At 70.4% G+C, this 19,952-nt stretch carries 17 protein-coding genes; 9 read left to right on the top strand and 8 right to left on the bottom strand.

Annotated features, from left to right (window positions below):
• Nucleotides 1-38: 38 nt before the first annotated feature.
• Complete coding sequence (locus tag ACLJOK_RS05515; RefSeq protein WP_410816545.1) at nt 39-1,268, top strand: PucR family transcriptional regulator; 1,230 nt, start codon at nt 39-41, stop codon at nt 1,266-1,268.
• A 42-nt stretch (nt 1,269-1,310) separates the two neighbouring features.
• Here ACLJOK_RS05515 and ACLJOK_RS05510 read toward each other — a convergent pair whose 3' ends face one another.
• Both ACLJOK_RS05510 and ACLJOK_RS05505 read right to left on the bottom strand, forming a co-directional pair.
• Complete coding sequence (locus ACLJOK_RS05510; RefSeq protein WP_410816544.1) at nt 1,311-2,396, bottom strand: branched-chain amino acid aminotransferase; 1,086 nt, start codon at nt 2,394-2,396, stop codon at nt 1,311-1,313.
• Between the two features lie 196 nt (nt 2,397-2,592).
• Entirely contained in the window at nt 2,593-3,864 is a 1,272-nt protein-coding gene (locus ACLJOK_RS05505; RefSeq protein ID WP_410816543.1) for a CehA/McbA family metallohydrolase, read from the bottom strand.
• Between the two features lie 228 nt (nt 3,865-4,092).
• Between ACLJOK_RS05505 and ACLJOK_RS05500 the strand changes: the two genes are divergently transcribed.
• From ACLJOK_RS05500 to ACLJOK_RS05470, 7 genes are all read left to right on the top strand, one after another.
• A complete protein-coding gene (locus tag ACLJOK_RS05500) occupies nt 4,093-5,433 on the top strand; it encodes a carbohydrate-binding protein (RefSeq protein ID WP_410816541.1) in 1,341 nt (446 codons plus the stop codon).
• Between the two features lie 177 nt (nt 5,434-5,610).
• Nucleotides 5,611-6,153: an RNA polymerase sigma factor gene (locus ACLJOK_RS05495; RefSeq protein ID WP_238680895.1), complete on the top strand. Its 543-nt coding sequence runs from the start codon at nt 5,611-5,613 to the stop codon at nt 6,151-6,153.
• Nucleotides 6,150-6,977 carry a hypothetical protein gene (locus ACLJOK_RS05490; protein ID WP_410816539.1) on the top strand — a complete coding sequence of 276 codons (828 nt, stop codon included), beginning with the start codon at nt 6,150-6,152 and terminating at the stop codon, nt 6,975-6,977. The genes ACLJOK_RS05495 and ACLJOK_RS05490 overlap by 4 nt, the downstream gene beginning before the upstream one ends.
• Complete coding sequence (locus tag ACLJOK_RS05485) at nt 6,974-7,846, top strand: ABC transporter ATP-binding protein (RefSeq protein ID WP_410816537.1); 873 nt, start codon at nt 6,974-6,976, stop codon at nt 7,844-7,846. Before ACLJOK_RS05490 ends, ACLJOK_RS05485 begins: the two co-directional genes overlap by 4 nt.
• Nucleotides 7,843-9,444, top strand: coding sequence for a hypothetical protein (locus ACLJOK_RS05480; protein WP_410816536.1), 1,602 nt, complete (start codon nt 7,843-7,845; stop codon nt 9,442-9,444). The genes ACLJOK_RS05485 and ACLJOK_RS05480 overlap by 4 nt, the downstream gene beginning before the upstream one ends.
• The gene (locus ACLJOK_RS05475) at nt 9,441-10,145 is read left to right on the top strand and encodes a hypothetical protein (protein WP_410816534.1); all 705 of its coding nucleotides are present in this window, start codon (nt 9,441-9,443) and stop codon (nt 10,143-10,145) included. The genes ACLJOK_RS05480 and ACLJOK_RS05475 overlap by 4 nt, the downstream gene beginning before the upstream one ends.
• Before the next feature lie 180 nt (nt 10,146-10,325).
• Nucleotides 10,326-11,537, top strand: a complete 1,212-nt coding sequence (locus tag ACLJOK_RS05470) for an esterase-like activity of phytase family protein (protein WP_410816532.1) — start codon at nt 10,326-10,328, stop codon at nt 11,535-11,537.
• A 66-nt stretch (nt 11,538-11,603) separates the two neighbouring features.
• Here ACLJOK_RS05470 and ACLJOK_RS05465 read toward each other — a convergent pair whose 3' ends face one another.
• Both ACLJOK_RS05465 and ACLJOK_RS05460 read right to left on the bottom strand, forming a co-directional pair.
• Complete coding sequence (locus tag ACLJOK_RS05465) at nt 11,604-11,873, bottom strand: hypothetical protein (protein WP_410816531.1); 270 nt, start codon at nt 11,871-11,873, stop codon at nt 11,604-11,606.
• A gap of 36 nt (nt 11,874-11,909) precedes the next feature.
• Entirely contained in the window at nt 11,910-12,479 is a 570-nt protein-coding gene (locus tag ACLJOK_RS05460) for a TetR/AcrR family transcriptional regulator (protein WP_410816530.1), read from the bottom strand.
• A gap of 81 nt (nt 12,480-12,560) precedes the next feature.
• On the opposite strand from ACLJOK_RS05460, the gene ACLJOK_RS05455 reads away from it, so the two are divergent.
• Nucleotides 12,561-13,523, top strand: a complete 963-nt coding sequence (locus ACLJOK_RS05455) for a zinc-dependent alcohol dehydrogenase family protein (RefSeq protein ID WP_410816528.1) — start codon at nt 12,561-12,563, stop codon at nt 13,521-13,523.
• 62 nt (nt 13,524-13,585) lie between these two features.
• On the opposite strand, the gene ACLJOK_RS05450 is transcribed toward ACLJOK_RS05455, so the two are convergent.
• The 4 genes from ACLJOK_RS05450 to ACLJOK_RS05435 all read right to left on the bottom strand — a co-directional run bounded on the left by ACLJOK_RS05450 (nt 13,586) and on the right by ACLJOK_RS05435 (nt 19,809).
• Nucleotides 13,586-14,113: a hypothetical protein gene (locus ACLJOK_RS05450; RefSeq protein ID WP_410816527.1), complete on the bottom strand. Its 528-nt coding sequence runs from the start codon at nt 14,111-14,113 to the stop codon at nt 13,586-13,588.
• Nucleotides 14,114-14,346: 233 nt separating this feature from the next.
• A complete protein-coding gene (locus ACLJOK_RS05445; protein ID WP_410816525.1) occupies nt 14,347-15,849 on the bottom strand; it encodes a hypothetical protein in 1,503 nt (500 codons plus the stop codon).
• 135 nt (nt 15,850-15,984) lie between these two features.
• Nucleotides 15,985-19,170, bottom strand: a complete 3,186-nt coding sequence (locus tag ACLJOK_RS05440; protein WP_410816524.1) for a penicillin acylase family protein — start codon at nt 19,168-19,170, stop codon at nt 15,985-15,987.
• 273 nt (nt 19,171-19,443) lie between these two features.
• Entirely contained in the window at nt 19,444-19,809 is a 366-nt protein-coding gene (locus ACLJOK_RS05435; protein WP_410816523.1) for a hypothetical protein, read from the bottom strand.
• Nucleotides 19,810-19,952: the final 143 nt, after the last annotated feature.

Genomic DNA, 19,952 nt, shown 5'->3' with positions numbered 1-19,952 from the left:
GCGCGATCCCTGTCACGCAGCGCAACCTGGGGAGTTTTATGCACGGTGAGCTCCAGCGAATCGTCGACGCCGTCGCCGCCCGGGTGGGGCGACCCGCCCTCATCGAGGACCGGCGACAGCGGGTGGTCGCCTACAGCGAGCACGACGGCCCGATGGACGACGTCCGCCGGACGTCGATCCTGCGCCGGCAGACGACGCCGGAGGTGATCGCCTGGTTCCGGGACAAGGGCGTGCTCACGGCGCACGCGCCGATCCGGACCCCCGCGTGCACCGAGCTGGACCTGCTGGCGAGGGTCTGCGTGCCGATCCGGCACGACGACCTGCTGCTCGGGTTCGTCTGGTTCATCGACGCGGACGGTTCGATGACCGACGCCGACATCGCCACCGCGACCGGCCCCTTCACCGACCTGTCGTTGGCCCTGTACCGGGAGAACCTGCTCGGTGAGCTCGCCTCACAGCGCGAGACCGAGGCCACCCGCACCCTGCTGGTGGAGAGTCGGCAGGCGCGCGAGCACGCGGCGCGGGCGCTGCTGGAGGAAGGCGTGGTGGTCGCCGACGGGTCGACCGTCGCGCTCGTCGCCCAGCTCGTGCCGGCCGCCGGGCGGCAGCCCGACGAGGTGGCCCGGATCGCCCTGGAACAGGCCCTGGTCAGCACCCGCCGGTGGATCGGCGTGCGGGAGACGCTGCACCTGGTCTGGCACGACCACGGGGTGCTGCTGGTCTGCGGCGACCGGGTCGCCGGCCGACCCTCGCCGGAAGCCTCCGCCGGACACCTCAATGACGCGCTGGGCACCGCGACCCGGGGCCTGGCCTCGGTGGACCGGACGGTGACCGGGATCGGTCAGCCTCGCCCCGGGCTGTCCAGAGCGGTGGAGTCCTACCAGGAGGCCGCGCAGGCCGCCCGGGTCGGCACGCAACTGCCCGCGCTGGGCGGGGTGGTCTCCTGGGCCGGCCTGGGCATCTACCGGGTGCTCTCTCAACTGGACAGCCAGCATCTCGACGTCGCGGGTGTCCATCCCGGTCTGGAGCGGCTGCTGCGCGACGACGCCCACCAGGTGCTGTTGGAGACCCTGGAGGCCTACCTCGACCTGGCGGGCAACGCGCACGCGACCGCCGAGAAGCTCCGACTGCACCGGACAACCCTCTACTACCGGCTGCAACGGGTGGAACAGCTCGCCGGGACCGACCTCAAGGACGGCAACGAACGGCTGTGCCTGCACCTGGCCATGAAGCTCGGCCGGCTCAGCGGCCATTACCGCACGCCGTGACGCCACCGCCCCGGCCGTGGGGACCGTCCGGCACGGTCCTCGTCACACGAGGCGGGTCATCCAGCCGTACGGGTCGGCGGCCCGGCCGTACTGGATGTCGAGCAGGTGGCGGCGCAGCCGCATGGTGACCGAGTCCTCGGCGCCGGCCTTCGGGGCCGTCACCTCGCCGCCGTCCCAGACCAGGCGCCCGACCGGCGTGACCACCGCTCCGGTGCCACACGCGAAGACCTCGGTGATCGCGCCGGAGGCCACGCCCTCCTGCCATTCCCGGATCTCCACCGGGCGCTCCTCGACATCCAGGCCGAGGTCCTTGGCGAGGATGAGGATCGACCCCCGGGTGACGCCCTCGAGGATCGTGCCGAGTTCCGGGGTGATGATCCGGCCGTCGGCCGTGATGAAGTAGACGTTCATTCCGCCGAGTTCCTCCACGTAGCGGCCCTCGGCGGCGTCCAGGAAACAGACCTGCTCACAGCCGTGCTCGGCGGCCTCGACCATCGGCGCCAGGCTGGAGGCATAGTTGCCGCCGCACTTCGCCTCGCCCGTGCCGCCCCGCGCCGCCCGGGTGTACTCGGTGGAGAGCCAGATGGAGACCGGCTTGACGCCACCGGAGAAGTACGCGCCCACCGGGCAGGCGATCACCATGTAGGTGATCTCCTTCGCCGGGCGGACCCCCAGGAACGGCTCGGACGCGAACATGAACGGCCGCAGGTAGACGCTGTATTCGTCCTCGTCCGGCACCCACACCTGATCGGCACGGACCAGCCCCTCGACCGAGGCCATGAAGTCCGGAACCGGCAGTTCGGGTAGTGCCAGCCGTCGGGCGGACCGGGCGAAGCGCTCGCCGTTGGCCTGCGGCCGGAACGACCAGATCGAGCCGTCGCGGTGCCGGTACGCCTTCATCCCCTCAAAGATCTCCTGGGCGTAGTGCAGTACGGCCGCCGCCGGGTGCATGAGGATCGGACCGAAGGGGATGATCTCGGAGTCCTGCCAGCCGCCGTCCGGCCTCCACACCGCCCGTGCCATGTGGTCGGTGAAGTACGTGCCGAACCCCGGATTCGCCATGATCTCGGCTCGCCGCTGCGCGCTCGCCGGGCTCGGATTCTGGTGCAACGGGAACGACAGGCTCATCGCCGGGTCCTCTCAATGGCCGCATCCCTGGGCGCTCAGGTCACCGAGAACGAACACGCAGGGGAAGGTTGTCGGATGACCGGTGCAGGATACCGACCGTATTGTCGCCGGTCGTCGACAGACTGAGGCCGGTCCCGGAACGACCGACGCAGCCGCCTGCGGCTGGTCGGCAGTGCCGCGACCGGCACCTCGACGGTCAGGGCCGGAGCCACCAGGGGCTGGTGTAGGCCACCGCGAAGTCGTTACACGGGTGGCCGGCTGGGCCGGGGGTTCCGTTGGGCACTGACGGGTCGGAGATCCGGAGCACCACCCAGTCGCCGTCGGTGACGTTGAGCGGCACTGTGAAGTCGGTGACCTGACCGTTGACGGTGTCGATGACGTCGACGACGGTCGGCGCCGAGGTGCCGGGACGGAGGACCTGGATCCGCAGGGGCTTGCCGTCCCAGGCCGAGCCGCGGTCCAGATCCAGCAGGAACCGGACGTCGCCGGAGGTCACGTTCAGCACCCCGCCCATGCGTACGCCGTTGGCGCTGGCGTCCACCCGTAGGCCCGAGACGCGCGTGGCGAAGGAACGGCGGGCAGCCATCGCCTCGAACACCGCGGCGCGCGTGTTCTCGGCGACCCACAGGCCGCTGCGGCCCTTACCCTCGTGGAAGCCCCAACTGGTGCCGTGCTCGTCGGTGACGCCGGTCAGAGCCGGCCGCCAACCGGCGTTCAGGCAGGCCACCAGCGGGGACGTCACACCCGACGACCAGCCCTCGAAGAGGAAGTCGTCGGTCCGGTTGAACATCTCCAGCCCCACGAGCTGATCGCGGGCCGAGGCGTTGAAGGAGAAGTTGTTGAACCGGCCCGCCTCCCGACCGGGGTGATTGAAGCTCGCCAGGCCCCCGGGCCGGCCGGCGAGCCAGTTGTACAGGCTGCCGGGGCTGCCGGCCCGCAACAGGTCGGCGAAGTCGGAGGTGTTCCAGACGTTGATGTGCCCCTGCAACGGATGCGACCACTCGAACCCGCGGATCGCTGTGAACTGACCCGGGTCGTTGGCCGCGTTGGCCAGGTCACCGGTGGTCCGCCACTCGGACGAGCTGAGCCCGTCAATGGCGAAGAGGGTGGCGTGATCGGTCAGCGCGGCGACGTCCAGACCGGCCTCGCGCATCGAGGCGAACGCGGCCTCGGCGCTGCCGTCACCGTCCGACATGACCGTGTGGTTGTGCATGTCGGTGTGGACCAGCATCGTGCCCTGGGTGATCCGGGACGACCGACCGGCGCCGACCGCCGCGGTCGGGGCGCCGGCCATCGTCGTGTTGGCCGCCCTGGCGGCGGTCGGTAGCGCGGCCAGCATCAGCGTTCCGCCGGCACCGGCCAGCAGCGCCCGTCGGCCGAAGCCGGCGGGGATCTCAACCTGGCCGTACGGCACGTCGTCGTCGGACCCGTGGTCGTGATGGCAGTGGTGCGGGTGATGTCCAGTCATAGCTATATGGATGTAGATAGATCTGACCGAGACGTCAAGCCGAGTCGTCGGTCAGGCGAACACTGCGGTACGCGTGAGACCCGCAGCGCGATGTCCCACTCAACGGACGGTGGACGCTCCAGCCGGCCGCTCCCCGACTTCCCGGTATCTGTAAACAACCCTTGATATTAACCGTCACGGACGTCAATATGTGGAGGTCGCGGGTCGTCGAAGCCTGGGGAGTGAACCATGAGAAGCCGTCGGATTTTCGCAGTGGTAGCCGGGGCGGCGATGACCGTCACGGCCGCCGTCGCCTTCGTCCCCAGCAGCATGGCGGCCGCGCCCTCGGGCACCGTCGTCCCGATGGTCGCCTGCACCGCCCCCACCTGGGCCGAGGGCCCCACCTACCAGGCGGGCGCCCAGGTCACCTACGGCGGCCGGCTCTACCAGGCGCTGGTCACCCACACCGCGCACCCCGGCGCCGGCTGGAACCCCGCCTCGACCCCGTCGCTCTGGCGTGACCTCGGCGCGTGCTCGGGAACCACGCCGCCGCCCACCACGCCACCACCGACGACCCCGCCGCCCACCACGCCACCACCGACCACGCCTCCCCCCACCACGCCGCCGCCAACCGGTGGGGCCTGCGGGGTGAAGTCACGGCCCACCGGCAAGGTGTTGCAGGGCTACTGGGAGAACTGGGACGGGGCCTCCAACGGCGTACACCCCGGCCTCGGCTGGATCCCGATCACCGACAGCCGGCTCAGCCAGCACGGCTACAACGTGATCAACGCGGCGTTCCCGGTGATCCGCTCGGACGGCACTGTCCTCTGGGAGAACGGCATGGACGCCGGCGTGAAGGTGTCCACCCCGGCCGAGATGTGCCAGGCCAAAGCGGCCGGCGCCACCGTCCTGATGTCGATCGGCGGAGCCGCCGCGGGCATCGACCTGAGCTCCACAGCGGTCGCCGACCGATTCATCGCGACGATCGTGCCGATCCTGACGGCCTACCACTTCGACGGCATCGACATCGACATCGAAACCGGCCTGACCGGCAGCGGCAACATCAACACGCTGTCCACGTCGCAGGCCAACCTGATCCGGATCATTGACGGCGTGCTGGCCCGGATGCCGTCGAACTTCGGTCTGACCATGGCACCGGAGACGGCATACGTCACCGGCGGCAGCGTGGTCTACGGCTCGATCTGGGGCTCCTACCTGCCGATCATCAAGAAGTACGTGGACAACGGCCGGCTCTGGTGGCTGAACATGCAGTACTACAACGGCAGCATGTACGGCTGCGCCGGCGACTCGTACCCGGCGGGCACAGTGCAGGGCTTCACTGTGCAGACGCAGTGCCTGAACAACGGCCTCACCATCCAGGGCACCACCATCCGGGTGCCGTACGACAAGCAGGTCCCGGGCCTGCCGGCGCAGACCGGGGCGGGCGGCGGCTACATGTCGACGTCGTTGGTCACGCAGGCCTGGAACTCCGTGCCCGGCCTCAAGGGCCTGATGACCTGGTCGGCGAACTGGGACGGGTCGAAGGGCTGGACCTTCGGCGACAACGTGAAGCGCCTGCAGGGCCGCTGACGGGTGCCGACGCCGGGCCTACCGCCTGCCGGAAGGCCGGCTGGCGGTAGGCCCGGCGCTTCGCCTGGTCGACACCGGGACCGCACTCGGTCGTCCGCTCCGGCGGCGTGCCGAGCACTGACGAAAAGTCGTGCCAGTATTGCGAACCAAAGTTCGGTCCCGCTGCGATAGGTAGGCATGACCGTCCAGGACGACGTCGGCCTCCTGGCCCTGATCGCCGGCGGCGACCGGAACGCGTTCGAGGCGTTCTACCGCCGGCACGCGCCGTGGCTGCGCCTGCGCCTGTGCTACCGCTGCGCCGACGACGCCCTCATCGACGACGTCGTGCAGGAGACGTTCCTCGCCGTGTGGACCGGCGCCGCGGCCTCGTTCCGGCCTCGCGACACCGACGCCGCTGCCTGGCTGTGGCGGATCGGGTCGCGCCGGCTCATCGACGCGCTGCGTCGCCGCACGTCCCGCGACCGGCTCGGCCGGCTCCTGGCCCGCCTGCGCGGCCGCGACGAGTCGTCCGCCGAGGAGCAGGTACTGATCGGGCTCGAGCACGGCGACCTCGGCGGGGCTCTCGCCCGCCTCTCCCCGGAGCTACGCGCTGTCATCCGCGCCACCGTCCTTGACGGCCTCTCCACCGCCGAGGCCGCCGTCCTGCTCGGCATCCCCGCCGGCACCGTCAAGACCCGGGCGATGCGCGCCCGCCGGCAGCTGCGAGAGGAGTTGACATGACCTGGCACCTGCTCGACGAGGACCTACGCGCCTACGCCACCCGTACCCTCGCCGCCCCTGGTCTGTGGTCCACGGAGGCGCACCTGGCCGCGTGCGATGAGTGCCGCGAACGCCTCGCCGCCGCCGCGACCGCCGACCTGAGGTGGGCGATCGACGGAGGCTGGGCCCGCCTCGACGCCGCCCTGGACGCGCCGCGACCGGGGCCTGTCGAACGGTTGATGATCGCGGTGGGCGTTCCCGACCACACCGCGCGGCTGCTCGCGGCGACGCCGGCGCTGCGGCTGTCGTGGCTGGCGGCGATCGCTGTCACGGCCGCGTTGACGGCAACGGTCGCCGTGTTCACCGACCCGGTCGTGTTCCTCGTCGTCGCCCCGCTGTTGCCGCTGGTCGCTGTCGCGATGTCATTCGCGCCCGGCATCGACCCCACCGACGAGATCGCTGTGGTCGCCCCGATCCGCTCGTTCCGGTTACTGCTGTTGCGGTGCCTCGCGGTCCTGTCCGCGACCACCGCGCTGTCCGCGGTGGCCAGCCTCTTCATCTACGAGTACGGGCTGCGCGCGACCGGTTGGTTCCTGCCGTCGCTCGCCCTGACAGTGCTGTCGCTGCTGCTCTCGCCTCGCCTCGGCGCGGGGCCGGCCGCTGTCGTCGTCGGCGTCGGCTGGGCGGCCGTGGTCGCCGCCACCTTCGGCGACCGGCTCGTCTTCACAGTGGCCGGGCAGGTCGGCGTCGTCATCGTCGGCGGGATCGCCGCGGTGGCGCTGTCCCGTCAGCGCGGCACCTACGACCGCTATCACGTCCCCAACCTGATGAGGAGGGTTTCATGACTGCCGTTCAGGCAGACGGTCTGACGCTGCGGTACGGGCGCACCACAGCGCTGCAGGACGTGTCGTTCACGTTGCGCACCGGGGTGACCGGGTTGCTCGGCCCGAACGGCGCGGGCAAGACGACGCTGCTGCGGATCGTCGCGACCGCCCTGCCAGCCGACGGCGGAACGCTACGGGTCTTCGGCCACGACCCGAGCACACCACCAGGGCGGCTCGCGGTCCGGCGGCTGCTGGGCTACCTGCCGCAGGACCCGGGCTTCCACCCGTCGTTCACCGCGTTCGAGTTCGTCGACTACGTCGCGATTCTCAAGGAGCTCACCCACCGGACGACGCGGCACACCGAGGTTGCGCGGGTGCTCTCCGCCGTCGGCCTCGACGACCGACGGCGATCCCGGATCCGCACCCTGTCCGGCGGCATGAAGCAACGGCTCGCGCTGGCGGCCGCCCTGGTCGGCGACCCGGACCTCATCATCCTCGACGAACCGACGGTCGGCCTCGACCCGGAGCAGCGGCTGCGGTTCCGGGAGCTGATCGCGGACCTCGGCGAGCGCAAGACGGTGCTGCTCTCCACCCACCAGACCGAGGACGTCATGCAGCTGTGCCAGGAGGTCATCGTCCTCGACCGGGGCCGAGTGCGGTTCGAGGGCACCCCGGCGGAGCTGGCCGGGCTGGCCGCCGGGCGGGTGTGGACGAGCGCGGCGCGGGAGGCAGGGGCGTTGGCGTCGTGGCGGACAGGCACGGGGCTGCACCGTCACGTCGGCGACCCCCCACCCGGGGCCGCGCTGGTGGAGCCGTCGATCGAGGACGGCTACCTGACGCTTGTCGGCGCCGGCACCGAGGCGTCGGCGATCGCGGGCGGCGCGCGATGACCGCGACAATGACGGTGGCCGCGCCGGCCCGTCCAACGCCGTCGTCCACGCATGGGCGTCGGCGAGCGCTCCTCGCACTCGCCCGGTTCGAGTCGATCCGGATGCTGCGACACCCGCTCACCATCGCGGCCGCGCTCCTGTTCCTCGGCCCGTGGCTGTGGGGCTCGTTGTCCGGCTCGGCCAACCGATATCCGGTGCTCCCCGACGAGCTGATCACCATCCAGCTGCTCGCGTTGCCGATCCTCGGCGGGTCCGCGCTGATCGTGGCGAACCTCGTCACGCTACGGGCGCACCGCCACCACGTCGACGCGTCCTACGACGTGCTGGTCCTGCCGCCAGCCTGGCGGGTCGGCGGGTTTCTCCTGGCCCTGCTGTCGCTGGCCGCCCTCACCCTGCTGCTGGTCGGCATCCGGGTCGGGGTCTCCGCGGCGCTGCCGGGCGCTGCCGGATCTGTTGACGTCGCCACGTTGCTGACCCCGTCGGCGCTGACGCTGCTCCTCGGCGCCATCGGGGTGCTCGCCGGGGTGCTGATCCGCTCCGTGCTGATCGCCCCGTTGGTCGTCCTGCTCGTCCTCGTGCTGGAGTACGCGGCGATCATCGTGACCCTCATCGGGACCGGCTGGCGCTTCCTGTTTCCGGTCTACGTCAGTGAGTTCGCGGCTCCGGTGCCCGCCGGTGTCTCCGACCGGCCCGCGGCCCGGCACCTGGTCTATCTGGTCGGGATCACCGTGCTGCTCGTCGCGACCGCCGTGGCTCGGGCCCACGCACGGCGGTCGGTCGTCGCGGCCGGGCTCGCCGTCGGGCTGATCCTCACCGTCGGCGGCGGGCTGGCCCAGTCGCGACCCGACCCCGACATCGCGGTGACCCGCGCGATTGTCGAATACCGGCCGGCGAGCATCCAGTCGTGCGTCCCGCGCGGCGACGTCACCTACTGCTACTTCGACGGGTTCGACGGGTTCGTTCCCGGGTGGGAGTCGGTGGTCGCCTCCGTACGCGCGGTCGTGCCGGACAGCGCCGCCTCGTCCGGGCCACCGCTCGCGGTGCGGCAGCGGTCCCTCGCCGAGGAGATCTCGGCCGAGAGTTCCGGGTCCGTCGCCGAGGCCATGCAGGCGGTGGCCGGTTGGAAGGTCGAGGACGCGGCGGCGGGCACCCCGGAGGCAGTCCGGGTCGACATCGCGTGGGGCGACGATCGGGCAGCCGCCGTCCTGGCCGCCGGGGTTGCCTACCGGCTGATGGCCGCGAAGGCGTACGACGGGGGTAACTTCCTCTGCGGGGCGGGGGCGGCGCTCCTGGTGTGGCTGGTCGGGCGGGCGTCGCCGACCACCCTGGCCGGGATGCGTTCGCTGGACGAGACGAGCACCGGTGCGCTCGTCTTTAGCGACACATCGGGCCTGTACGGCATCTTGGCACCCGACCGGGCGGCGGCACCGGCGTTGGAGTTGCTGGAACGGTCGCCCGACGAGGTGGCACCGCTGGTCGAGCGGCACTGGGCCGAGCTGACGGCGCCCGACACACCGTTGGAGCGTTTCGGTGCCATCTTCGGGGTGCCGATCCAGCCGCTCGCGCCGGACGACGAAGCGCTGCCGTGCGTCCCGTGAGCGACGTGCCCGTCGTCGGCGCGTCGGGGCCGGCGGCCGGCGGGCTCGTGCCGAGGCGGGGTAAGCGACTGCGGACGGTGGCGGCGCTGGTCTGGCCGACGCTGCGGGCAACGCGGATCCCGCCGCTGCTGGCGGCCGGGGTCGTCGGTGTGGCGATCGTGACCCCACCGGCAGTGACCGGATCGGTTCTGCCTCCCGACGAGCACATCACGCTGCTGCGGTTGGTGCTGGCCTGCGTCGGCCTCGGCGTCACGTTCGTACTCGACGACCCGGCGAAGCCGACCACGGAGACCCTGCCGGTTCCGGCCTGGCTCGCCGCGCTGGTACGAGCGGTCCCCGCCGCTGTCGTCGGCGGCGCGTGCTGGGCGGCAGCGCTGCTGGTGACACGGTCCGGGCCGGAAACCGCGTCGCTGCCGTACACGGACCTGACCCGCGAGGCCGCTACCGTCGCGGCGGTCGCTTTCCTGGCGTCGGCAATCGGCTGGCGGCGTTCACCGCGCGGGATCGGCAGTCCACTCGCCGCCCCGATGCTGCTGCTCGGGATGACGGTGGTGGCGCTGCTGCCGGCCCCGGTGGCGCTCCTCGTCGGCGTGGGCGACGGCTGGGGCGCTGCCCACGACCGCTGGACGTACCTCCTGGCAGGGACGCTGCTGGCGACCGCCGGCGTGCTCGCCGTCCGCCGGCACCCCCGCCGCGGCTGACTGCCGGGCGGCATCCGCCGGCGCAGCACACCCCGCCGGGAGCCCTCAGTCGAGGCCGCCGACAAAGTGACAGCACGGTTTGAGCGTGCATTCCCCTGTGGCCAGTTCGAGTTAACCGCGTCGCTCTACGGTGCCATCGGACCGAGAACGTCCTGCTCGTACCCGGAGAGATGAGGATTGATGGCAGTAAGCAAGCGGGTGGGCCTGACTGCAGCGGTGGTCGCCCTGACCCTGACGCTGCCGGGCGCCGCGACCGCGGCCGCGGCCGAGCGGAGCACGTGGGGCCAGGCTGAGTTGTTGACGTTCGCCGCGCTGCCAGCGGCGACCTTCGTTCCCGGCAGCGAACCGTCCGGCTCGTCGCTCGGCAGTGCCCCCATCAATGGGATCATCCCGCCGTTCGCCGACCAACCGATCCAGGGGTTCAGCGGCGTCCTGCGCAACACCGACGGCACCTTCGACGTGCTGTCCGACAACGGCTTCGGCAACAAGGCCAACAGTGCCGACTTCGTGCTGCGTGTTCAGCGGGTCGCGCCCGATTTTGGCAGCGGGACCGTGGACGTGGTCGGTGGCATCAACCTGACCGACCCGAATGGCAAGGTGCCGTTCCCGCTCACTCGTGCCGACCGCGTGCTCACCGGAGCCGACTTCGACGTCGAGTCGATCACCCGGACGGCGGATGGCACGTACTGGCTCGGCGACGAGTTCGGTCCGTACCTGCTGCACGTCGATCGGGCGGGCCGCCTACTACAGGCGCCGGTGCCGCTGCCGGGGGTGTTCGCCCCCGAGAACCCGGGCCGCGGTGCCACCCCGGCCAACCTCGCCAGCAGCAAGGGCTTCGAGGGCATGGCCCAGTCGCCGGACGGTCGCATGCTCTACCCGCTACTTGAGGGCACGATCACTGGCGACCCGGAGGGCACTCTCCGGCTCAACGAGTTCGACACCCGGGCCAACACCTACACCGGCCGGCGCTGGACCTACGCGCTCGACTCTCCTGCCCACGCGATCGGTGACGCCATCATGGTCGATCGCGACCGCTTCTTGATCATCGAGCGGGACAACGGCCAGGGCGAGACGGCAAAGGTCAAGAAGATCTATCTCGCCGACAAGCGCGACCGGAACCGCGACGGACTGCTCGACAAGACGCTGGTCGCCGACCTCATGGCAATCGCCAACCCTCGGCACGTCGGCGGGTTCGGTGACACGTTCACGTTCCCGTTCCAGACGATCGAGGACGTGGTGATCCTCGACGACCGCACGCTCGCCGTCCTCAACGACAACAACTTCCCGTCATCTGCGGGCCGGACGGCCGGCCAGGCGGACAACAACGAGTTCATCGTGATCAAACTCGACCGCCACCTGGACGCGGACAAGCGCGTCCTGCGTCGCTACTGACCCGGTGCCAGGGGGTGGGCAGACCGACCGGCTGTCCACCCCGTCCCGGGCGGCCATCCGCGTGGGTCATCCCTCAGCAGCGGGTCGGCTGTGCACCACCAACTCGTCGATCTCCAACCGACCGACGCGCAGCTCCCGCACGACCGCCCGGCGGATCGCCAGCCGTCCGATGACCAGCGCCCCGACGGCCACGGCCCCCACGGCCAGCGCCCCCACGGCGAGGGCACCGGTCGAGGCCGCCCCCGCAGCCCGCGCCCCGGTAGCCGCCGCGCCCGTCGCCACCGCACCGTTGGCGCGCGTCCCGGTCAACCGCATCAGGCTTACGTCTCGCTTCATCCCGCCATTGTCCGCGTACCGCCGGCTGGGCGCCGATCAGGCGCGGAACGCCTCGATCGTGAGTGCGGCGAAGCGTCGAGAGGCGGCAACCCGGGCGTTCGTCGAGGTGGCGTACAGGCCACCGTTGGCCATCAGCATGAGGACGAGGTCGTCCAGGACCACGTCGGGCCGCAGGTGGCCGGTGCCCTTGGCCCGTCGCATCAGTTCGGCGAGCGAGGCGAGGGCGGCTTCCCGCTTCGCGGCGAGATCCACGGCGTGGGGAAATGCCGAGGTGAACGCCGCGGTGAAGCCTCGGCTTCGAGCTTGCAGCTCACAGAGTTGCTCGATCACGAGGCACAGTCCGTGCCAGGGATCCGGGTCGGTGAGCCCTTCGTCGACGACGGCGACGCAGGCGTTCATCTGATCCGCGAAGGCCTCCGTGGCCAACGCCTGCTTGGTGGGGAATCGGCGGTAGAGGGTGGCGGGGCCGACTCCGGCGCGCCGGGCTATCTCACGCATCGGCACGTCCATGCCTTCGGCGGCGAAGACCGCCCGAGCGGTGTCGAGGATCCGCTCACGGTTGTCCAACGCGTCCGACCGCAGGTTCCGAGTCAAATGGCCGCCCACTCTCTCACTCTAGCTAAACGGACGCATGCGTCCACTACCGTTCGGGCGTCCGCAGGGCTGGTTTGGGAAGGGTGACGAGCAGTGAAGGCAGTAATGATCAGGGAGTTCGGCGATCCCCGCGGGTTGGCGGTCGTTGACCTGCCTGTCCCGGTGCCCGCCCTGGGCGAGGCGTTGATCACCACCGAGGCGGTGGGCGTGGCTGGCGCCGACGTCCTGATCCGAAGCGGTGCTCTCGCCGCGTACGGCTTCCGCGAGGGTCACATCCCGGGCGGCGAGGTTGCCGGCACGGTCACGGCCGTGGGCGACGGCGTCGACCCCGCGTGGGTCGGGCAACGGGTTTGGGCCTTCACCGGTACGGGCGGCGGCTACGCCGAGCAGGCGGTCGCCCCGATCGGGGAGGTTCTGGCCCTGCCGGCGGGTCTCTCCGCGGTCGACGCCGTGACGCTCGGCAGCTCCGGGGTCGTGGCTCACTTCGGCCTCGCTCACGCGCACTTCTCGCCAGGCGAGAGCGTCCTGGTCCGTGGCGCGGCCGGCAGTATCGGGATCATGGCGGTGCAGCTCGCGGTCAGCGGTGGTGCCGGTGCCGTCGCGGTCACGACCTCGTCGCCTGAGCGCGGCCGTCGACTCCGCGGCCTTGGCGCGACCCACGTGCTGGACCGCTCCGGGGCAGGGGGTTCAAATGATCCCACCGGTTACGACGTCATCATCGACGTCGTCGCGGGTCCGGGCATGCCCACGTTCTTCGACCGACTCAACCCCAACGGCCGTCTCGTGGCCGTCGGCGCGGTCGGCGGCCAACCGCCCGCGGACTTCGGGACGAGGTTGATGGCCGCATTTCAGAAGTCGATGTCGTTCGCCACCTTCAGCACGGCGACGGTGACGGAGGCCGCTCGACAGGCCGTGCGCACGGAGCAGTTCGCCGCCGCCGATCGTGGGGAACTCCACACCGTGGTGCACGAGGTCCTGCCGCTGGAGCAGGCGGTGGTGGCGCACCAGAAGATGGACGGTGGCGAGGTCTTCGGAAGGATCGTCCTGACCTCGTAGTCAACGGATTCGTTCAGGGCAGCGAACCGCAGCGCTGGCCCCGACGTCCGCAGGTGAGCCGGTCACCGATTGGAAACGAACCCGCCTGGTGGTGGATCAAAAAGAGTCATGACGAGCGCAACTGTGCTGAGGAATCCGCATCCGAGCGCCAACACCAGTGAGGGGACGAACGCGGATCGCGGCGGAATCCATCCGCCGAGGACCCAGGGTGTCGCGATGATAAAGAGCACAGCTATGCCCGACACGACCTCGTTTACGGCGAGCGCGACCGACGTGCGTGAGCTGCGATTCCGCAGAATCCGAAATATCGAATCCGCCGAGGCTGCGACCAGCAGGGCACTGAGCACAACGAACACCAGCGCCCCCCAGATCGGATCAAGATTGGCGAGTGCGAGTGGCACGACGAGCGGCAGCCCGGTCAGCAGGAACACGCCCCGCACACCCGAACGCACGTATCGGTCAGCCCCGGACTGGCGAGCACGGCGCTGCCCTGAGTCCAGATAGAAGAACACGCCCACGAGAAATGTCCCGAAGAGCGTGGCTGCGATCTCTGCGAGGCCAACCAGGAACTCCTCGTTTACGTCCCGCATCTCGATCAAGCTCCTTACGGCCCACCAACCTGAAGCGGTGCCCCACCAGAACCTAGTCGGACACTTCAGGCAGCGGGGAGCTTTCGCATCCCGTGCGCGGTGGCCGACACGCCTGGCAGAGCGAGATCGGGGTCATTCGGAAAGCCGGAGGCGTTGCCGGGCGATCGGTGGTCTCGGCGGCTCCGTCGGCAGGGGAGCCCTCTGCCGCCCACAACGTCGCCGGGTGGTTTCGGTTAGAAGTCACGCCAGTCGTCGAACCACTGGTCGGCCCGATGCGCTGGCACTTCAGCCCGGGCGGCCAGCTCCATGAACGCGTCGAAGGCTTCCTCTCGGCGCAGCGTGTCGATGATCTCGTACTTCTGATCGATGTTGTTGAGCGCCCCGACCAGGGTGCGCAAAGCCGCTTCAGCTTCGTCTGCACGCCCACCACGGTCCTGAGGAACCTTGTCAATGGCGCGAACCGCGCGGGCATACGCCTTGCAGGCGGCGGCTCCGCCTTGAGCGTCGTCGTCAACCCAGTCCCGGAACCGGTTGTCCACGTTGGCGGCCAGCCAGGTGTCGGGCTTCGCGCCTTCGATGACAAGACGGACTGGGGTGCTGCGGTACCGTGCCTTCATCGCGGGCACGATCGATCGCCGTAGACCGCTGATACTCAGCTGCGTCAGCGAGGCCAGGTCCGGCAGGGTGTCCGCTTCCAGGCCGTAGCCATCGACAAGCTCGATGACGGCCAGACGGGTCGATCGGGCGAGAGCCGCAGCATCGATCATCTGTCCCGGTGGCTTGCGCCAGTGGATCCGGAGGCTCTCCAGCTCCTCCAGTTCCCGCACCGCAGTGGCGGACATGGTGCCACTGCCGTCGAGGGCGACCTCACGGACACCGTGCAGGCCCGCAGGAGTCGACGTTTCCGCGTCGACGTTGGTCAGGAGAAGGTGAAGCCACCGGCCGTCGTCCGCCGCGTACACGGCCAAGCGCCGGTCCACGGCGGCCAATTCAAGGTTGTTCAAGCCACGCGGCAGCCGCACCTCGCGAACATCCACGCCAGCCAGCGACAGATGTTGTAGACCGGTGTCGGCCAGATCCACGACCGGCGGGGCGTCCCACCACGTCAGCGACGAGACAACAGGGCGGTCTGCCAACGCGCGGGCGAGGCCCCGGTCCGGGCCGGTCCACGTCAACGCCGTACAGCGGGGCAGCTGATCGAGAGCCGACCACCGGACCGGCCCGGACGCAGGCACCCGCAACGGCCCCTCACCGCTCAGGTCCAGTCGTGGTGTCGCCGCTCCGAGCGTCACCGCCCCAGCGCCGAAGTCGACGTCGGTGTGACCGCGAGTGGCCGCCGCACCGTAGGCGGCCTTCGCTGCCGCCGGTAGCTCCCGGTCCCAGCGGCGCTGCCTGACCACATGGCCGGCAAGTGCCTGCCAGCCCGAGTACTGGTCCGACAACGCCGGCACGCCCTCAGGAACGGGCAGGCTTCCGATCCACGCGAATCCCTGCGGCACCGCATGCCAACTGCCAATCGACAAGTGAGCGAGGCGCCCGTTATGGGCATGGTGGTCAAGCGTCAGCAGCTCGACACCGCGTAGTTCGTTCAGGCTCGGCCGATCCACGGAGTGCCAGCGCAGCGCATAAGCCGACGTCACGTCGCCATCGACGCCCGAAACCTGACATGCCCCGAATCCGCCGTCTGACAGCCTCATCACTGCGACATCGCCGGGCCGTACCACTCGATCAAGCACCCGGCGAAGCTACCCGACCGGCACGACAGCCCCGCTCCCCTGGCTCGTGCGACGCGGGGTCGCCTGGAGGGCCATGGCCCTGCGCACGCACCGGAGGGAACGGCGAGCGGTTCCCGCCGCCCCCTCCGGGCGAGATCAGCGTCCGTACAGCTCGAATTCGTAGAGCGAGAACCCGTACGAGGTGGCCCGTTTGACCCCGTACACCCGCACGTAGCGGGCGGTGACCGGGGCGAAGGTGGCGTTGTCGACGCCGCCGTTTCCGGTGGTGGTGGCGAAGACCGGCGTCCAGGAGGTGCCGTCGCCGGAAACCTCTATCCGGTACGAGGTGCCGTGCGCGGCTTCCCAGCGCAGCACGGCCCGGCTGACGCTGCGGGCAGCGCCGAGGTCGACCCGCAGCCACTGGTTGTCGTTGTAACTGCTGGCCCACCGGCTGCCCAGGCTGCCGTCGACCGCCTTGTCCGGCGTGTGGCCGGTCAGGAACTGGGTGCTCGACGCGGTGGTCGGACGGCCCTGCGCCAGGTTGGTGACGTCGTCGCCCCGGCGCGCCGGGAACGAGACGACCTGCTGGTAGGTGGGACGGTTCTGCCAGGCGATCACCGGGTGGGTGATGCCGCCGAGCCCGGACTGGGCGATCGAGTCGGCACACCACTGGTCGCCGGCCCCGCAGGACTTGTCGCCCGGGTAGACAGTGGTGACCGGCACGGCGGCGGCCTGGCCGAGCGCGTCGAGCAGGGACTGCCGGCACGCGCCGAGGTTGCCGTTGCCGCAGTACGCGCGGCCCAGCCCACCGGCCACCGGGTCGCCGAGGACGGTCCGCAGGTCCTTGTCGACGTAGCCCCACCAGCCGTGCTGGAACGACGAGCCCTTGTGCGCCTGCCCCTGCAACGCCCAACTCGCGGCGCCGTCGCGCCCGCCGTTCTGGCCGCCGGACGGCGCCTCGTTCACCTCGATGGCGTCGACCAGCGCGGCGTAGAGGTCCGGCCCGAGGCCGGGGCGGAACTGCGCCGAGGCCAACAGCGGCCACCACGCGTCGAAGATCCGGATGGCGTCGGCGTGCTGGTAGACCTTGGAGCCGGGGGACGTCTCCACCCGGCGGGTCCCGGCCTGCTGCCAGGCGCGCAGCTTGCCCACCGCGTCGGCCAGCGCCGGATCGGTGACCGGCGTGCTGTCCAGCACCCGCAGCAGGTCGCCGAGGACCTGCTGGCCGCGCAGGTCGGTCACCGCCGCATCCGCCATGATCTTGACGACGTCGGCGCGGCCGAGCTTGCGCTGGGCGATCGCGGCGCGCACCGGGCCGTCGAGCAGCTGAGCTCGGTGTACGGAGCCGAAGCTGAAGTTGCCGTCGGCGGCCCCGAAGTCCCGTGCCTGCTTGTTGTTCCAGCTGACGTAGTAGTCCTGGTTGACCGACTGCGGATGCGCCGACGCCGGGGTGTAGGTGGCGTCGTTGGTGTCCGGGTTCCAGCCGGCCCACTCGTACGTCGGTTCGGCCTTGGTGGGCAGGTTCGGGTCGGCGGTGGCCGGACGGACCGGGTTCGCGCCGGAGTTGTAGTACGCCGCCTCGGTGGAGTTGACGTAGAACCAGTTGAACGCGTACCCGACGTCGGCCGCGGACGCCTGGAAGGCCGACGCGCTGCCCATCGCGGACGGGTCGTTGAAGGCCTGGAAGCCGATCGCCGAGTCGGCCTCGTGCCGATAGGTCGAGCGCAGTTTGGTGAACGCGGTCGGCTGCCCGTTCACCAGGCCCCGGTGGGCCACCAACCCGTACTTGGTGCGCAGCGCGCGCAGTGTGTACGAGCCGGCCGGGGTGGAGTCGGCCAGCGTCGGTGACCAGGAGTTGCGCTGTTCCAGCGCCTCCATGGCGAGGCACTGCCCGTGGTAGAGGTAGCGGTTGGTGCGCAGCGTCGGGGTGCTGCCGTCGGTGGTGCACAGTGGCACCGCGTACGTGTCGGTGAGGTCCTGGGAGGCGGAGGTCGCACTCCACGCGTAGTCCTGGCCCCGGCCGAGCAGCACGTAGAGGTTGAGCCCGGCGAACGCCGCGCCGCGAGCGCTGATGCCGGGCCCCTGCAACTCCTGGAGCATCAGCAACTGCGGCGCGAAGTAGCCGGTCTGCGGCCCGAACACGGCCACCGGGTTACCGGTGGTGGTGTGCCGCCCGGAGACCACTACCGCGTTGGACATGCCGTGCGCGCGCAGGTTGGTCAGGCCGCCGAGCAGTTCCTTGGTGGCGGTGCTGGCGCCGGTACGGGCGGCGGCCCCACCGGTGGCGTCGTAGGCGAGGGGCTCGGCGACCACCGAGCCGGCGTCGGGGAGCACCGTGCTGGTCGCGCCGGGCGGCGTCGCCCCGTACGGGAAGCTCTGCCCGTCGTGCAGGGTGAGCACGGCCTCCGGGTCGTTCTGCGAGCGGAACGCCGCCCACACCCGGTCACCCTCGGCCGCGCCGTACTTGGCGCGGGCGGCCACCCGGACCAGCGCGGACTGGATCTCGCTGCCGCCGCCTCCGCCGAAGAGCCCGCCGATCACGCCGGCGGTGGCGATCAGGTCGGTCATGGTGAAGTGCTTCGGCTTGCCGGCGCCGGCGAGCACGTACTCACCCGGGTAGTTGTCCTCGGCGATCGACTTGTCGATGTAGGCGTTGATGCCGGCGATGTAGTCGACCACATCGGTGTAGAGCTGCTGGCCCCGGGCGCCCTTGGTGCGCAGCGCGTCCACCTGGGCCTGGAGGTCCGCCTCCGAGTAGGGCGAGTTTGCCCAGACGCTCTGCTCCAGCTCACGGTTGCCGGGGGCGCCGCCGGCGAACGAGGTGACGTTTCCGCGGCCGACGTGCCGCAGCAGGTCCATCACCCAGAGCCGATCCTGGGCCCCGGCGTAGCCGGCGCCGAACATGGTGCCGGCGCGGGTGGTGCCGGTGACGTGCGGGACGCCGGTGGCCTTGTCCCGCACGATCGTGACGTCCGATCGCGGCGAGACGGTGCTCTCCACCTGCGCGGCCGGGACGCCGAACGAGGCGTCGTTGTAGAAGTGGGCGATCTGCTCGTCGGTCAGCCCGGCGTAGTTGTAGACCAGGTTCGCGTACTCGTCGAGCTGGTCGCTGGAGTGCGCCGGGCGGGTGCCGAGCGCCTGGTGCGCCAGGATGGCGACCAGCGTGGCGTTGCCGTTCTGCCCAGGGGGCAAAATGTCGGCGCACTGGCCGAGGCAGTAGTCGTTGGCGGCGAACGTCGTGGCGGCCAGCGCCGGTGACGGCGGGGTCACCGTCAGGACGCTCGCGGTCAGGACGGCGGCGGTGAACGCCGCGAGCCGGTTACGGAGAGCGGGACGGGTCATGGCGATCCTCCGGGGACGCGGAGTCGGGCCGTTCGGTCACGCCCGGCTTCCGGTGCCGACGCCTCGCCCTCAGCGGCCGGGCGTTCCGCCAGGAGGTGAGAGTGACTCATATCTATCCTCGGGCAATGATCGACGTAGGACCCCCGCCCGGGATACCCGTCGTTCACCACGCGCCAATGCCGACGTTTCGCCACCTACCACGCGTCGTCGGCGAGTGACGCGGCAGGGGGAGATCCACCCTCGTGGTGGATCTCCCCCTGCCGCGTCACCTTATTAACAGTCGTACACAGAAACGACGTAGCTTGTCGATAGACCGATGAAGTGCTGACCTGGCCCGAGGTCCGGCAGCTGCCGGTACCAGGGGCCACCGCCGTCGGAGCGCATCTGGCTGGTGCAGTGGTTGGCCCCGGTGTACCAGCCAGCGGCGTTGGCCCAGCCGAACCACTCGTCAGTCCACTTGTTGAACGGAAGGACGGCATCATGAGTGCCGTGCGTGTACTTGCCATCCCGAACATGGATGACGCCGAGACCGCCGCCCCAGGCATTGCCGATGTAGTTGCCCGCTGCGAGGGACGCGGGATTGTGCAGCGCCGCGAAGCGGAGCAGCGCCGCCTCCGCAGCCTGCTTGCTGGTCGTCATCGAAGGTTCGGACCCGGCGGGTGATGCGGAGGCCAGATTTGCGGGGAGCACCATGGACAGAATCAGTGCCACAACCACGGTGAAGAGCCCTCGTCGCCTCATAGGTCGCACAGCAGTTTCTCCATTCTGACTTGGGATCCGAC

It is taken from the genome of Micromonospora sp. 050-3 (assembly GCF_046549335.1).
GTDB classification, from domain to species: Bacteria; Actinomycetota; Actinomycetes; order Mycobacteriales; family Micromonosporaceae; genus Micromonospora; species Micromonospora trifolii.
The sequence above is the reverse complement of the archived record's forward strand: the minus strand, read 5'-3'. Positions and strand labels throughout refer to the sequence as shown.